This window comes from Lysinibacillus xylanilyticus (assembly GCF_001708185.1).
GTDB lineage: Bacteria > Bacillota > Bacilli > Bacillales_A > Planococcaceae > Lysinibacillus > Lysinibacillus xylanilyticus_A.
Map to the genome: position 1 here is coordinate 32,046 of NZ_MDDN01000007.1, position 13,578 is coordinate 45,623.

General features: G+C 36.9%; 15 protein-coding genes and 1 pseudogene. 4 read left to right on the plus strand and 12 right to left on the minus strand.

The window, feature by feature from the left end; all coding sequences use genetic code 11:
• Positions 1–33: 33 nt before the first annotated feature.
• The 7 genes from cysI to BFJ97_RS14205 all read right to left on the minus strand — a co-directional run bounded on the left by cysI (position 34) and on the right by BFJ97_RS14205 (position 7,880).
• Positions 34–1,752, minus strand: coding sequence for an assimilatory sulfite reductase (NADPH) hemoprotein subunit (gene cysI / locus BFJ97_RS14180; protein WP_068985305.1), 1,719 nt, complete (start codon positions 1,750–1,752; stop codon positions 34–36).
• 120 nt (positions 1,753–1,872) lie between these two features.
• Positions 1,873–3,675 carry an assimilatory sulfite reductase (NADPH) flavoprotein subunit gene (locus BFJ97_RS14185; RefSeq protein WP_068985306.1) on the minus strand — a complete coding sequence of 601 codons (1,803 nt, stop codon included), beginning with the start codon at positions 3,673–3,675 and terminating at the stop codon, positions 1,873–1,875.
• A 115-nt stretch (positions 3,676–3,790) separates the two neighbouring features.
• Complete coding sequence (locus tag BFJ97_RS23705; RefSeq protein ID WP_083227049.1) at positions 3,791–3,940, minus strand: YezD family protein; 150 nt, start codon at positions 3,938–3,940, stop codon at positions 3,791–3,793.
• Positions 3,930–4,679: a sirohydrochlorin chelatase gene (locus BFJ97_RS14190; protein WP_068985307.1), complete on the minus strand. Its 750-nt coding sequence runs from the start codon at positions 4,677–4,679 to the stop codon at positions 3,930–3,932. Before BFJ97_RS14190 ends, BFJ97_RS23705 begins: the two co-directional genes overlap by 11 nt.
• A gap of 12 nt (positions 4,680–4,691) precedes the next feature.
• Positions 4,692–5,468 carry a uroporphyrinogen-III C-methyltransferase gene (gene cobA, locus BFJ97_RS14195; protein WP_068985308.1) on the minus strand — a complete coding sequence of 259 codons (777 nt, stop codon included), beginning with the start codon at positions 5,466–5,468 and terminating at the stop codon, positions 4,692–4,694.
• Between the two features lie 651 nt (positions 5,469–6,119).
• Positions 6,120–6,305, minus strand: coding sequence for a uroporphyrin-III methyltransferase (locus BFJ97_RS14200; protein WP_068985309.1), 186 nt, complete (start codon positions 6,303–6,305; stop codon positions 6,120–6,122).
• A 66-nt stretch (positions 6,306–6,371) separates the two neighbouring features.
• Positions 6,372–7,880, minus strand: coding sequence for a leucyl aminopeptidase (locus BFJ97_RS14205; protein WP_068985310.1), 1,509 nt, complete (start codon positions 7,878–7,880; stop codon positions 6,372–6,374).
• Positions 7,881–7,992: 112 nt separating this feature from the next.
• Between BFJ97_RS14205 and BFJ97_RS14210 the strand changes: the two genes are divergently transcribed.
• Positions 7,993–8,475, plus strand: a complete 483-nt coding sequence (locus tag BFJ97_RS14210; protein ID WP_068985311.1) for a divergent PAP2 family protein — start codon at positions 7,993–7,995, stop codon at positions 8,473–8,475.
• A 263-nt stretch (positions 8,476–8,738) separates the two neighbouring features.
• On the opposite strand, the gene BFJ97_RS14215 is transcribed toward BFJ97_RS14210, so the two are convergent.
• Positions 8,739–9,068: a YuiB family protein gene (locus BFJ97_RS14215; RefSeq protein ID WP_068985312.1), complete on the minus strand. Its 330-nt coding sequence runs from the start codon at positions 9,066–9,068 to the stop codon at positions 8,739–8,741.
• A 144-nt stretch (positions 9,069–9,212) separates the two neighbouring features.
• Positions 9,213–9,710, minus strand: a complete 498-nt coding sequence (locus tag BFJ97_RS14220) for an NUDIX hydrolase (protein ID WP_068985313.1) — start codon at positions 9,708–9,710, stop codon at positions 9,213–9,215.
• A 300-nt stretch (positions 9,711–10,010) separates the two neighbouring features.
• On the opposite strand from BFJ97_RS14220, the gene BFJ97_RS14225 reads away from it, so the two are divergent.
• Positions 10,011–10,562: a hypothetical protein gene (locus BFJ97_RS14225; protein WP_068985314.1), complete on the plus strand. Its 552-nt coding sequence runs from the start codon at positions 10,011–10,013 to the stop codon at positions 10,560–10,562.
• A gap of 261 nt (positions 10,563–10,823) precedes the next feature.
• Here BFJ97_RS14225 and BFJ97_RS14230 read toward each other — a convergent pair whose 3' ends face one another.
• Positions 10,824–11,255: a MarR family winged helix-turn-helix transcriptional regulator gene (locus BFJ97_RS14230; protein WP_223555807.1), complete on the minus strand. Its 432-nt coding sequence runs from the start codon at positions 11,253–11,255 to the stop codon at positions 10,824–10,826.
• 157 nt (positions 11,256–11,412) lie between these two features.
• On the opposite strand from BFJ97_RS14230, the gene BFJ97_RS14235 reads away from it, so the two are divergent.
• Positions 11,413–11,904, plus strand: coding sequence for a CarD family transcriptional regulator (locus tag BFJ97_RS14235; RefSeq protein ID WP_068985316.1), 492 nt, complete (start codon positions 11,413–11,415; stop codon positions 11,902–11,904).
• A gap of 79 nt (positions 11,905–11,983) precedes the next feature.
• On the opposite strand, the gene BFJ97_RS14240 is transcribed toward BFJ97_RS14235, so the two are convergent.
• Positions 11,984–12,385, minus strand: a complete 402-nt coding sequence (locus tag BFJ97_RS14240; RefSeq protein WP_068985317.1) for an NUDIX hydrolase — start codon at positions 12,383–12,385, stop codon at positions 11,984–11,986.
• A gap of 180 nt (positions 12,386–12,565) precedes the next feature.
• Positions 12,566–12,670, minus strand: a pseudogene (locus BFJ97_RS25255) (iron-sulfur cluster assembly accessory protein); the annotation flags it as partial.
• A 215-nt stretch (positions 12,671–12,885) separates the two neighbouring features.
• Between BFJ97_RS25255 and BFJ97_RS14245 the strand changes: the two are divergent.
• A complete protein-coding gene (locus BFJ97_RS14245) occupies positions 12,886–13,338 on the plus strand; it encodes a GNAT family N-acetyltransferase (RefSeq protein WP_068985318.1) in 453 nt (150 codons plus the stop codon).
• Positions 13,339–13,578: the final 240 nt, after the last annotated feature.

A 13,578-nucleotide genomic window follows, 5' to 3' on the forward strand; every position in this document is an offset into this window, starting at 1 on the left:
TCATGTAATTGTCAGTTCACAGTGATTAACGGGTTAATTATGAAAATCTCGCCCGTCGTAAACAGCTGTTACATAGCCTGCACGAATCACAAAATCACCGAAATGCTCGCCTTCTAAACGTTCCTTAGCATAGTGCAGAAGGATCGGACGAAGTTCTGCTAAAATTTCCTCTTCCCCAATATTTTCACGATAGATTTTATTGAGACGATTACCAGTAAAGCTTGCTCCTAAATACATATTATATTTCCCTGGGCCTTTACCGATAAATCCAATCTCAGCCATTGCCGCACGTGAGCATCCATTCGGACAGCCTGACATACGAATAACAATTTCTGTATCGTTTAAGCCTGCTTCATCGATGATTGTTTCAATTTTTGTAATTAGAGAAGGCAAGTAACGCTCCGCTTCTGCCATCGCTAAACCACATGTTGGTAATGAAACGCAAGCAATCGCATTACGACGCAATGCAGAATAGTGCGCACCATCTGTAAGCTTATATTGCTCAATAATAGTAGCGATTTTTTCCTTCTTTTCTGATGTTACATTACTAATCATTAAATTTTGGTTTGGTGTTAAGCGGAAATCACCCGTATGCACTTTAGCAATTTCGCGTAATCCTGTTAGAAGCTCGTAGTTTTCAAAGTCTTTAATACGGCCATTCTGAATAAATAATGTATAGTGCCATTTGTCGTCTGCACCTTTAATCCATCCATATTCATCACCTGTACGCTCAAAGGTAAATGGACGAGCTTGTTGGATGTCCCAGCCTAGACGACGCGTCAGTTCATCATTAAACCATTCAAGTCCTCTAGCATCAATAGTATATTTAAAACGTGCATTTTTACGCACTGAACGATTCCCATAATCGCGCTGAATCGTAATAATTTTCTCCGCTGTTTCCAATAGTTTATCAGGAGTAATAAAACCAATGACGCGAGCGAGCTGGGGATATGTTTCATGATCACCATGTGTCATGCCCATTCCTCCGCCAACTGCCACGTTAAAGCCTACTAACTGATCATCCTCAACAATGGCAATGAGTCCAATATCTTGGGAGAATACGTCCACATCGTTACTTGGTGGAATAGCAATACCAATTTTAAATTTACGCGGCAAATATTGAGCACCGTATATAGGTTCAATTTCTTCATCCTGACTATCTACTACCTTTTCACCATCCAACCATAGCTCATGGTATGCTCGTGTTCTAGGTAGTAAGTGCTCACTTAATTTTGCGGACCAGTTATAAATTTCCTCATGTAATGCGGATTGGTTTGGATTCACATTACACATCACATTACGATTCACATCCCCACAGGCAGCGAGAGAATCCAATAATACCTCATTAATTTCCTGCATATATTTTTTGACATTCCATTTTAATATCCCATGTACTTGGAATGCCTGACGTGTTGTTAATTTTAAGGAGCCATTGCCATACTTTCTCGCCATTTCATCCATTACTAGCCATTGTGCTGATGTTGCTGCCCCCCCTGGTGTTCGTACGCGCACCATAAATTGATAAGCTGGCTCTAGCTTTTGACGTTGGCGTTCATTCCGAAGATCACGATCATCTTGTAAGTAACTACCATGGAATTTCATCAAACGATTATCATCCTCTGGAATACCTGAGCTTAATGGATTATTCATCGTACGTTCAAGTGTTCCACGTAAATAGTTACTATCGCTCTTAATACGCTCTACATCACTAGGCTTCCCCGGTTGTGGAGGTAAAATAATTTTTTCAGTCATTTTTTTCGCCCCTTTATTAATCAATTTCGCTTTGACGTAATTGCGTCCGGATTTTGAATTGTGCCAACACAATTCATTCCTTTCAAAATCCGTGACATCCGCCGGAGGCTTTATCTTCATTCAGTAGGCTGAATGAAGATAAACGTCACGTTGATAGCGTTTCTGTTTTTTAAGTTCATTGACAAAGGCTTTTGCTTCCTCTGGCGTTTTTTGCCCTTGCTGCTCAATGACGCGATGTATTATTGCATCAACATCTGTCGCCATCGATTTTTTATCGCCACAGACGTAAATGACAGCTCCTTGCTCTATCCATTCATAAAAGGCAACAGCATTTTCCTCAATTTTATGTTGTACATATATTTTTTTATCTGTATCACGGGAGAAAGCGACATGCATTTGACTTAGTGTGCCTGAAGCAAGCCAACGCTGCCAATCTGTTTGGTAAAGAAAGTCTGTTACAAAGTGTTGATCGCCAAAAATTAGCCATGCTTTTCCTTCGATACCTAGTTCCTCACGCTCCTCTAAAAATGCACGGTACGGAGCAATCCCTGTACCGGCTCCAATCATAATAATCGGTGTGTCCTCATGCTCTGGCAATCTAAAGTTCGGATTTTTTTGAACATATATTGGTAATGAATCACCAATTTGTACACGCTCTGCAACGCTACCAGAACAAACGCCAAGTCTTTGTCGTCCATTCGTCTCATAGCTTACTTTCCCAATTGTTAAATGTACTTCTTCACTGTTTGCCTTCTGACTACTAGCAATTGAATAAAGTCGCGCTGGAATTTTACGTAACAATTCTACAAATTGTTGTGCATCCCATGTAAATGGTGCAAAGTCTTCCACAATATCAAGCAAATCTCTCCCATTTGCATAGTCCTTCCAGGCACTAGTGTCTTCAAGTAGCTTTGTAAATTCCTGATGCACCGTAAAGGCACCTATTTTTTGTAACAACGGCTTAGATAGCACTGTTATTTCTAGCTTCTTTAGTAATGCATTCTTTAATGGCAGTGTTTCTTCAAATACGTTTACTTCAGTTTGTGGATCAAACTGTAACGCTGTTATTAAAGCATCGACTAGTTTTTCATCATTTTCTGGTTGAATCCCAATACTATCCCCTGGTTCGAAATGAAAATTTGCATCCTCGATTGATAATTCAATATGACGTGTTTCTTTGTTTGAGCCGCGGCCATTTAAGTTAATGTTTTCAAGTACTTCAGCATAAAACGGATTTTTACGAGAATATGTAGTGTCTCCTTGTGCTGTCTGATTTTGTGTAGTAGACGTAGTAGCTTTATCCGTCTGTTGAAGTAATTCCTGCTGAACAGCTGAGAACCATTGTGCTGCCACATCATCATAATCTACATCGCAATCTGTACGAGGGACGATTCTAGTTGCCCCTAACTTAGCAAACTGCTCATCAAAATCCTTTCCTGTTTTACAGAAAAATTCATAGGAGCTATCGCCTAAAGCTAACACTGAATAATGAAGATGCTCTAACTTTGGAGCACGCTTGCTATGCAAAAATTCGTAGAACTGAATCGCTTGATCAGGTGGGTCCCCTTCCCCATGTGTGCTAACAATGAGTAAAAGATTTGTTACCTTTTTTATATTGTTTGGCTTAAACGTTGCTAACGATGAGATTGTTACGTCAACTTCATTGTCTTTCAATGCTGAGGCGTATTTTTCAGCTAACCCCTGGCTATTGCCTGTTTGTGAGCCATATAAAATCGTCACTGTTTTGGTGAATGGTTTTACTGTCGGCTTTGTTTCTTCAACAATGGTATCAATAGTTGCTAGTGGAGCACTTAGATAGCCGTTTAACCAAATCCTCTGTTCTCTTGTTAGTTTAGGAAGCAACTCATTTAACAGCTTTACCTGCTCCTCATTAAATGGACTGTTTATTACATGCAGTTTCAATCTTGCCACCTCACGTATCATTTTCTTTTCTTAGTAAATTATCTGAATTCGAGCTCACCCCCATAATGCGGGGTTGATCATACTAGACCGACGCTATCCTTTAACCAATACAAAATTATCGGAGTCTTATTTTTTCCTTCTTTTCAATTTGGACCACGTAGGAATTTTGTACAATCAATGTAATGGATCCATGATTCATCGTATTTAAAATTTGGCGGACATTATCTAATGCTAGATTTATATTTTCAGTCCTTTTATCTACCATTACAAACACCTTCCTCATTTAATTGTAGTAATTGATAAATACGTTCCACTAAAACTTTCTTTACATTATCGTCATAGCCTAAACTTTCACATAAAATAATATGATTGTTTTCATAGGCCTGTAATCGCCTTGCTATGCTTTGGCGCAAAATCCCAGTAAACAATAAATACGGTACTATAAATACTTGATTGGACCCATTCTTCTCTTGCTGTAGCCAATCTTCAAACGTAGGACCTTTTCCATATAAAAAGCATGTGTCTACAACTCCATAAGCATATTTGTCACGTAATCTTGTTGCAATTTTGGCTAAATCGCTCTTTACCGCAGGATCACTACTCCCACGACCTATTAGTAAAACACTTGCATTGTTAGTAGGTAACCTTGCTTCTAAAACTCTAGTCTGTAGTGTGTCGATTAATAGTTCATGGACACCAAGCGGTTCACCGTATGTAAAGCGCACTTGTGGATGCTGTTTTTTTGCTTGATCAATCTCACTTGGAATATCATGCTTTGCATGCTGCGCAGCTAATAATAAAATAGGCATGACGGCTATAGCTGTAGCCCCTCGTTTAATACAGTTATCTATACCTTCAGCAATAGTTGGCGCCGTGAGCTCTAAAAAACAAATTTCTTGGATCGGTAACTCAATTTCCTGTTGTACGCTCTTTAGAAAGGTAACTGCTTGCTCCACTCCCGCCTTTACACGACTTCCATGAGCGATATATAAAATAGCTTGCATGAACCCACATCCTTACACAGAATTTTCCGCCAATTTAGGCTGTGGAATATTTTGCTCGAACCATTGAATTTGTTCCCTTAAGGCAACAACTTTTCCCACTACAATTATGCTTGGATTTTGAATATTTTCTTGCTGCACTATATCTTCAATATCGGCTAAAGTACCAGTGACTGTTTTTTGCTGAGAAAATGTACCCCAATGGATGAGTGCTACTGGTGTTTCCTCAGCACGACCATATTTGAGCAGCTGCTGACGGATATAAGGAAGATTACCGACCCCCATATAAATCGCAATTGTCTCAATCCCTTTTGCAAGACTTTCCCATCGAATTGCATCGTCCTTGCCCTCTTGCATATGTCCAGTGACCATTGCAAAACTTGAGCTTAAATCACGATGTGTAACTGGAATCCCTGCATAGGCTGGCGCTGCTATCCCCGAAGTGATGCCAGGTACAATTTCGAAAGGAATATTATGCTGTGCTAATACCTCTGCTTCCTCAGCGCCTCTTCCAAAAACGAATGGGTCACCTCCCTTTAATCTCGTCACAACCAATCCTTGCTGTGCATAGCTGACAAGTGATCGATTTATCTGTTCTTGAATCATGGCATGCTGCTGAGGCATCTTACCGCAAAAGATGAGCTTAGCCTCTCGTTTTGCATAAGATAATAGCTCTTTATTGATGAGTCTGTCATATAGAATGACATCTGCACATTCGATACACCGTAATCCTTTGACAGTGATAAGATCAACATCGCCAGGACCAGCACCTACTATAAAAACTTTCCCCATTTGATTTCACTCCTTCTCGTCTCTTAGATAGATAGAGATCGATTTCGCCTTGGCGTAATTGTAGCTGTCGCTACAGATAAACAATGCGTCCGGATTTTGGATTGTGCCAGCACAATTCATTCCTTTCAAAATCCGTGACATCCGCTGGAGGCTTTAGGCCAACATGATGTTGGTCACTCAGTCATCGCCACAGGACGTGGCGTTCTTAGACTGAGTTCCTTTATATCAGCAGGTGTTTAGACATATCCTGAAAAGGAACCACACCCGTATTCATCTCCTCACCTTTAGAGATAGTAGTCTTCTCTGAATGAAGATAAAAAAAAGACTCAAATTATCCATAGTCATAGCGGGACCTGTGAATAATAAGAGCCTCTAGTTTACTAGTCAGCTTCGTTTTCAATTCTTAGTAATGTAATAAGAATAATAAACAATTCAGTGTAGTCTTGTCAACAATTTTTTTAATACTTAGTTACTAATTTTCATTCAATTACAAAACGCCTTTAACTTTTTGTCATTTCCAATTAAATGTTATTTACTCAATTTATTTAGGAAAGATTTAAATGGCTACAATTATTAAAGGAAAAACCAGCCGTCGATTTTGTTACCGACAGCTGGTTTGCAATTTTTGTGATGATCTTTATTTTATTCGAATTAATACGGTCGATAACGAGGCCGTCTATATGGTGGATATGGTGGATACGGTGGATATGGTCGATAGCCAGGATAGTAAGGATATTGATTAAATTGCGTTCCTAGTAAACCTCCTAAAAACCCTCCAAAAAACGGCGCACCGAATGTCCAAAAGCCTCCTCCTGGATAACCTCCGAAAAATGACATATGCTTCCTCCCTTTTTACTCTATCGTATGAAGGAAGATACATATCTCACATGTATATCGCCTACTCTATTTTTCTTCTCCTAAACGTTGCACAAAGTTTGCTAGTGTACGTACCATTACACCTGTACCACCTTTTGGGCCTAGGTCATGTACAGCAATCGCATCTGATGTCCCTGCAATATCTAAGTGAATCCATGGTGTATCACCAACAAACTCACCAACGAAGCCTCCACCAAAGATCATATGTCCATCACGACCAGGAGAGTTATTTAAATCAGCAACATCTGATTTACGAATTCGCTTTTTATCACTTTCTGTTAAAGGCATACGCCATACAAACTCATCAGTCTCTTGTGCAGCTTCCATGAAATCCGCAAAGAATTCATCATCATTAGCAAGTGCACCCGTTTTATCCATACCAAGTGCAGTAATGACTCCACCTGTTAACGTTGCAACATCGATAAGGGCAGTAGCACCTTGTTGCTTAGCGTATGTAGTAGCATCTGCTAATACTAAACGTCCCTCAGCATCGGTATTTAAAACCTCAACCGTTTTGCCACTATATGTCGTAATAACATCATCCGGCTTAAATGCTGTGTCAGATACCATATTATCGGTAGAACCAATTACTGCAACGACGTTTTTATTAGGACGTAATTCACCGATGATTTTCATGGCACCTAGCACTGCTGCCGCACCGCCCATATCGCCCTTCATGCCTACCATTGCATCTCTTGGCTTTAAGGAATAGCCACCTGTATCATACGTAACCCCTTTGCCGACAAGGCCAATTGGATCCTCAAAATCTTCAGTCGCTTTATATTTTAATGTTATTAAACGAGGTTCTTCATAGGAGCCTTGATTGACACTTAAAATACCACCCATACCTAGTTCTTCTAGTTGAGCTTTATCTAAAATTTCAACCTCAAAACCATACTCCACTGCTAGAGATTCTGCATAGTTAGCTAAATCTGTCGCTGTAAGTAGATTTGGTGGTAAATTGATTAAGCTACGTGCTTCATTTACTGCATCTGCATAAATAGCGCCAACCTCAAAGCTTGCCACAACCTCATCTATGTCATCAACAGTAGTCACAAGATGAACAGCGTCAATACGCTTATCTACTTCATTTGAAGTTGTTTTGTAATGAGGAATTGAATAATAACCAAGACCTGTTCCTTCACCAGCTAAAAAAGCAACATCTGCCACAGTAATAGCATCTGTCGTAAACGATTCAAGCCAAATTGAATATTCTTTAACTTTTAAAGCTCTAAGTTCCTTGCCGACCAATCCAAATGCTGCACGAACATCGCCTTCTGTTAAATTTTTACGGTCATCTAAACCAACAAATAAAATACGTTTAAGATTTGGGTGACTCTTCAAGAATGGTAATTTCGTCATTTTTTTTAGCTCAGTAGAAACATCCCCTGCACTAATCCACGCATCAAGGGTTTCTCCATAAAATGATGAAAAGCTTGCCCAATCCTGCATTTGCTCACGATGTTTAGTGACCCCTACTACTAACACCTCAGTAGAAATCGTTTCAAATGTTTTTGCTTCTTTTACAATATGCATGTAAATTCCTCCATTCATTACTTTATTATACCTAAATTTCAGAAAACGCGTAATATTTGGCTTTTAGAAAAAAATGAATGGTATAATAAAATTATTATAAGTGAAGGTTGTGATGATTATGAGTTTACTTCAAAATACCCCTTTACTCGTTGCCCTCTTTGCAGTTCTCTTTGCACAGTTTGTAAAAATTCCTATTCATTTTTTAATGACAAGAAAAATGAACTGGGGACTAATTACTTCCACTGGAGGTATGCCTAGCTCACACTCCGCTTCCGTAACAGGACTAACAACCTCTATTGCCTACGAAACAGGGCTAGATTCCCCAATTTTTGCTGTAGCCGCTATGTTTTCATTTATCGTCATGTATGATGCGAGTGGAGTACGCTATCAGGCAGGTCAACATGCAGCTGTTTTAAATCAACTACGTAAGGACTTTCAAATACTGCTTCACGATTTTAAAAAATGGCCACAAATGGATGGGCAAGAAAAAATGGAAGAGCTAAAAACATTGCTGGGTCATAAACGAAGCGAGGTATTTTTTGGAGCACTAACCGGAATTTTTATCGCCATCATAACCTACCAGTTTATTTTGTAAAAAAATTGGACACATCCTCCTGTTGAGGCTGTGTTTTTTTATTTATCGGAACACTTTTATGATTTATCGGAAACTTTTCATGATTTATCGGAAACTTTTCACGATTTATCGGAAACATCTTGAGTTTTATCGGAAACATTCAAAAAAAATCAGCGGATGTTTGGACACCCACTGAAAGAAGATTAATTATGCCTCGGCATAATTGCGTCCGGAATCGGTTTGTGCAAGCACAAAGCCGATTCCGTGACATCCGCCGAAAGAAGTTAAAACATTCGATATCCACTTTTACGTAAAAAAATCATGACTATTCCAGCTACAATTGAACCTGCAAAGCCACCCGATAAGATTGCAATATCTACAAATTGCAGTGCTTGTAACTTATCTAAAAGAGCTGGAAATGCGGATCCTGGTTTGAAAATATAATCAAAAAAGCTGACCTCATCAACAATGAAAATAACAACAATTGGATACACAATCGCCATTAACCAAGTCATTCGCAGAAGCATATTCAATAAAAATCCGATACCAAAGAACATGACGAAAAATAACAAAATTGAAATGATTAACTGTACTATTGAAACTGGACCTTCCATGTATGTATAACCTCCGTTTTCCTCTCATTAGTTTACATGATTACTACAGCGCTTTCAATGAACTTATCCTTGATTTCGCTTGTTCGTCATATTTAGGAAAATCAACAAGTACATCCCTTACATACTTTTTCTTCCACTGTCACTTTATTTTTTAAAGAACAATCTATAAGAGGAATATCCAAATATATCTCCTGGATTAATACCTTCAATTCCTTCCAATTGATGCTTTTCAAATTGGTTGGATGCCATTTCCTTTAACATAACTGATGTCATTTCATCTTGTGCAAGCTCCTTTGGATACATCCATTTCGCTTCTAATATTTCATTTTCCTGAATGCAAATCTGCTGCTGCTCATCTTTCATCCGACAATAAAATATCGCCATATTATCGCTAATGTCACCACGAATCACACCCGTTCGAAAACCGATTAAGCCAGATACACAACAATCAATACCCGTTTCTTCCTTTAATTCACGTACAACCGCTTCATCCACAGTTTCACCAGCATTAACAAAACCGGCAGGCAATGACCATCTTCCCTTTAGACCGCTATATGCTTTTTTGACAACTAACCATTGACCCAGCTCATTTACAGCAACCCCTGCAACCCCTAACCAAACTTTCCCTCTATCTTTTCTCATAACATTCACCTCTATATCGATATTATAACGGCTCATTTTCAATGTATAGAAGTATTAATTCAGAATTTTATGGTTACTTCACACCCTTAGTCATAAAATACGTATGTAAGCTTATCACCATAACGTGTGGTTGACTTCCGTTCCGACGGGGCGTCCAGTCTCCACTCCAATCAACTTATATTCAAGGCATCGAATGTCATCCACAATTTTTGGTAATAGACCTTATGTATTCCTTATTTATAAATATGTTACACTTAGATAAAATAACCGAATATTCAAACACTAAAAAGGAGGAGGTTAATGCTAAACGAACTATCACCTAGTGCAAGGCTTTTTATTTTAGCGATAGTATTACTTTTAGTATCACCCATCATTGTTTTTATATTGCCATTTGCTATTTCCCAAACGTTTTATTTTAGTAGAGATAATATCGTGCTAATCACTCCAACAAACAACTTCACTATGCTTGTCTTAGCAATTGCATTAATTATTTTAACGTTGATCATACTTGGATTCAAAAGAAATAAATACACCTATTTGATTACGATTATAGTTATTGTGAGCAGTCTGGTTTTAGGCTATTTTTCTCTTGTAAATTATATCGCTATACAGAAAACACAAATTGTTTTTAAAGAATTTCATCATCAAACCACATATGAATGGCAGGATATTAAGGAAGTCATTTATGAATATGAAGTAGGTACAGTAGGCACTTATTATTTTCAAACGAAAAATAATGAAAAGTTTGTTATTGAAGAAAACGGGCAATTTGGCACAGAAGAGAAAAGTGCCATTTACCATTCAGCACATGAAAATGGAGCTTCATTCATAGAGCGCGAGAAGGTAGAGTAACTATTATTGTTTAAAAAAGCTAGGTTGAAATCTAAAAAAACAATCGCTTCGATTTCTCATCAAGATTTTCCTCTATATCGATATAATAACTGCCCATTTTCTATTCTCGGCAGTTATTATCCTCGCCACAAAGAGCCTCTTTCGTATAGGACGAGAGAGGCTTGCTAACTTTTTTTGCATCAGTATTTGGTCTACTTGCCAAAAATAGTGTATTACTTTTTTCACTCATATACTCGTTTGCATCACTAAATCCAACGAATCTTATGCTTTCAGATGCTCCATATTCCAATTAAGCTTTAATATTTTTTTTAATTTGGTCACTTGATCTTCTCCAATAGTATTGATCAGCTGCTGTACAATCACAGCTTTATAATGTTCGTTCTTTTCAAAACAGTCTTGACCCAATTCAGTCATTTGAATTGCTTTATGTTTTTTACTATGTTCGACATTGATCACCTTCACTAACCCTTTTGCTTCCAAACTTTTAATAAATTTATGGGTTGCTTGTCTTGAAAAATCAACATCCTTAGCTACCTCCGAAATCATAAGTTCCTTTTTATATACTCTTCCCAAAATACACCATTCTGAGTTTGAAATATAAATATTATGATGTTTATTCCACTTCTCTTCAACAAGTTGGCGAAGTAGTTCGTGACGTTCGCTCAACAAATCAATGACATCTCGACTCTTCAATTCGTCCTTCAGCTAGATCACCCTCATTCCATATTTTTTGTTATTAATATACAAAAAAACAACAGTAATCGTCAATCAAGTTGACAAATATCTTTGAATTGCTTACAATTACTTTAGTCAACTAAGTTGACAAAAAAGTTTGTTGGAGGGAATATACATGTATAATGTTGGCGATGTAGTCATTTATTCATCACATGGACTTTGTTCTATTGAAGATATTTGTGAACAAACTTTTAACGATATTACAAAATCTTATTACGTTTTACAGCCACTAAATGAACCACAATTAATCATTCGTACCCCAATTGACAATTCAAAAAAACAGCTTAGAGGCATTATTAAAAAAGAAGAAGCACTCAAAATTTTACATTCATTCACATCACCTGGCGTGGAATGGATTGAACAAAGCACTCATCGATTGAGATTTTATCTAGAAATAATTAAATCCGGTAATCGCCAAAAACAAGCAAACCTTTTAAACACATTATTACGAAAAAAGCTCGAATATAGCGTTACTGAAAAAAAATTCCCTAACCAAGAAGAGAAACTACTGCAATCTTTACAAGACAACATTTTTTCAGAATTTTCCATAGCTCTTGATAAATCATCAGATGAAATTTATGATTATGTATTAACAAAACTTTACTGACTGTGAATTGTTAGTGCATTAATAAGCCACGATTAGAAAATATAATCATGGCTTATTTCATATTAAATAAACTTTATATTCAAAAAGAAATATAAAAAGGTTCTTCTCCGCAATTTAAACAATGTAATACTTCGTGTTTAAAATCTTCATTTTCTATTAATAACAACGCTTCCTCAACATCAAAAAATCCGACCTCTAAACTTTCACAACTCGTTTGTAGCTCACCGCCAATAGGAGTTCCTAGCCACCACATATTACAAATATTATTTTTTATTTCATGTGAAACACCACAAAATTTAATAACTTCGACTTCAATACCAGTTTCCTCTTTTACTTCCCTAATAACCGTTTCTTTAATTGTTTCATTTGTTTCTACACAGCCACCTGGTAATTCCCATCCTCTAATAGGATCCTTTTTCAAAAGTATTTTATTTTGTTTATTTAAAATAACAGCCCCTGACGTTAAGATAAATTTGCGAATGGTGGTTCAACTCCTTTACTATTTAATTTACAAGTCATAAATAATCGACACTTACCACATTAACTATATTCCCATCAGGTCATAAAAAAGCCTCCCTCATTCACAATGTTTTACAACATCATAAATCAAAGAAGCTTATTATTTAGAGCTAAAACTAAATGAGGAATTTTTTATTTATGTTTACTCACAAATCTCAGGCGTCCCTTCACGTTTCGCCGTTTTGAAAGACTTGTCATATGATGCAATTGCATTTGGATTATCGATGGTGAAACCACCGCCTGTTAGTTATATCAATGTTTATTGATGTTTTGGCGGATTATCAATCAAAACAGTGTGGATTTAATTGGTTCATCAATTCGTTGTCTATAACGTTCAATCTCATTTGTTGCGCATTTACTATATTGATACCCATTCGCAATATGCCATGTTATAATTTTCAATATAATAAATATTCTGTATAAAAAACTGCAGAAATTTAGGAAAAGGAATGGGGGGTTACATTGATTAAATTAATTGACATTAGCAATAGAAATAACGCTAAAGAAGTATTATCTATTCAAATACCATCTTATGAAGTAGAAGCTAAAATAATCGGCTACTATGAAATACCTCCATTGAAAGACACTGTTGATACATTACAAAAATGCGAAGAAACTTTCTTTGGTTATTATGAAAATACAGAGCTTTGTGGCGCAATATCATTAAAAGTAGAAGATGACAATATTGCTAATATACACAGATTAATTGTACATCCGAACCATTTTAGAAAAGGAATTGCCCAGCTTCTTTTAAATTTCGTAATAAGTAATTTTGATGTTAAAAAAGTAAAAGTGGCAACTGGTTCGAAAAACACTCCTGCAGTTAATTTCTATCTAAAGAATGGCTTTGAAAAAACTAAAGAAGTTACAGTAAATGAACAATTATCTTTAACCTTCTTTGAAAAGAAATTATAAACTTTTATTGATGTAATGTGACCATATTATAATTTAATGAAGAGCTTACTCTGCAACGATTCAACTTTCCAATCAATTAAAGTTAAAAAAAGCCTCCCTCATTTATCATGTTTTGCAACATGACAAATCAAAGAAGCTCGTTATTCACAACCCTTTTTAGCCTAATTTAGGGTTGTTTTTATCTATTTTTGGAATTGTGTACATACCTTTTAGCTGTGATTCATTATGCATCCTATACTT

What these genes read in the sequence shown, in the direction of transcription:
- BFJ97_RS14215 (WP_068985312.1), bottom strand. Translation starts at nt 9,068, where the DNA reads ATGGAAGGTCCAGTTTCAATAGTACAGTTAATCATTTCAATTTTGTTA.
- BFJ97_RS14225 (WP_068985314.1), top strand. Translation starts at nt 10,011, where the DNA reads ATGCTAAACGAACTATCACCTAGTGCAAGGCTTTTTATTTTAGCGATA.
- BFJ97_RS23705 (WP_083227049.1), bottom strand. Translation starts at nt 3,940, where the DNA reads ATGGTAGATAAAAGGACTGAAAATATAAATCTAGCATTAGATAATGTC.
- cysI (WP_068985305.1), bottom strand. Translation starts at nt 1,752, where the DNA reads ATGACTGAAAAAATTATTTTACCTCCACAACCGGGGAAGCCTAGTGAT.
- BFJ97_RS14190 (WP_068985307.1), bottom strand. Translation starts at nt 4,679, where the DNA reads ATGCAAGCTATTTTATATATCGCTCATGGAAGTCGTGTAAAGGCGGGA.
- BFJ97_RS14235 (WP_068985316.1), top strand. Translation starts at nt 11,413, where the DNA reads ATGTATAATGTTGGCGATGTAGTCATTTATTCATCACATGGACTTTGT.
- BFJ97_RS14205 (WP_068985310.1), bottom strand. Translation starts at nt 7,880, where the DNA reads ATGCATATTGTAAAAGAAGCAAAAACATTTGAAACGATTTCTACTGAG.
- BFJ97_RS14200 (WP_068985309.1), bottom strand. Translation starts at nt 6,305, where the DNA reads ATGTCATTTTTCGGAGGTTATCCAGGAGGAGGCTTTTGGACATTCGGT.
- BFJ97_RS14220 (WP_068985313.1), bottom strand. Translation starts at nt 9,710, where the DNA reads ATGAGAAAAGATAGAGGGAAAGTTTGGTTAGGGGTTGCAGGGGTTGCT.
- BFJ97_RS14210 (WP_068985311.1), top strand. Translation starts at nt 7,993, where the DNA reads ATGATTATGAGTTTACTTCAAAATACCCCTTTACTCGTTGCCCTCTTT.
- cobA (WP_068985308.1), bottom strand. Translation starts at nt 5,468, where the DNA reads ATGGGGAAAGTTTTTATAGTAGGTGCTGGTCCTGGCGATGTTGATCTT.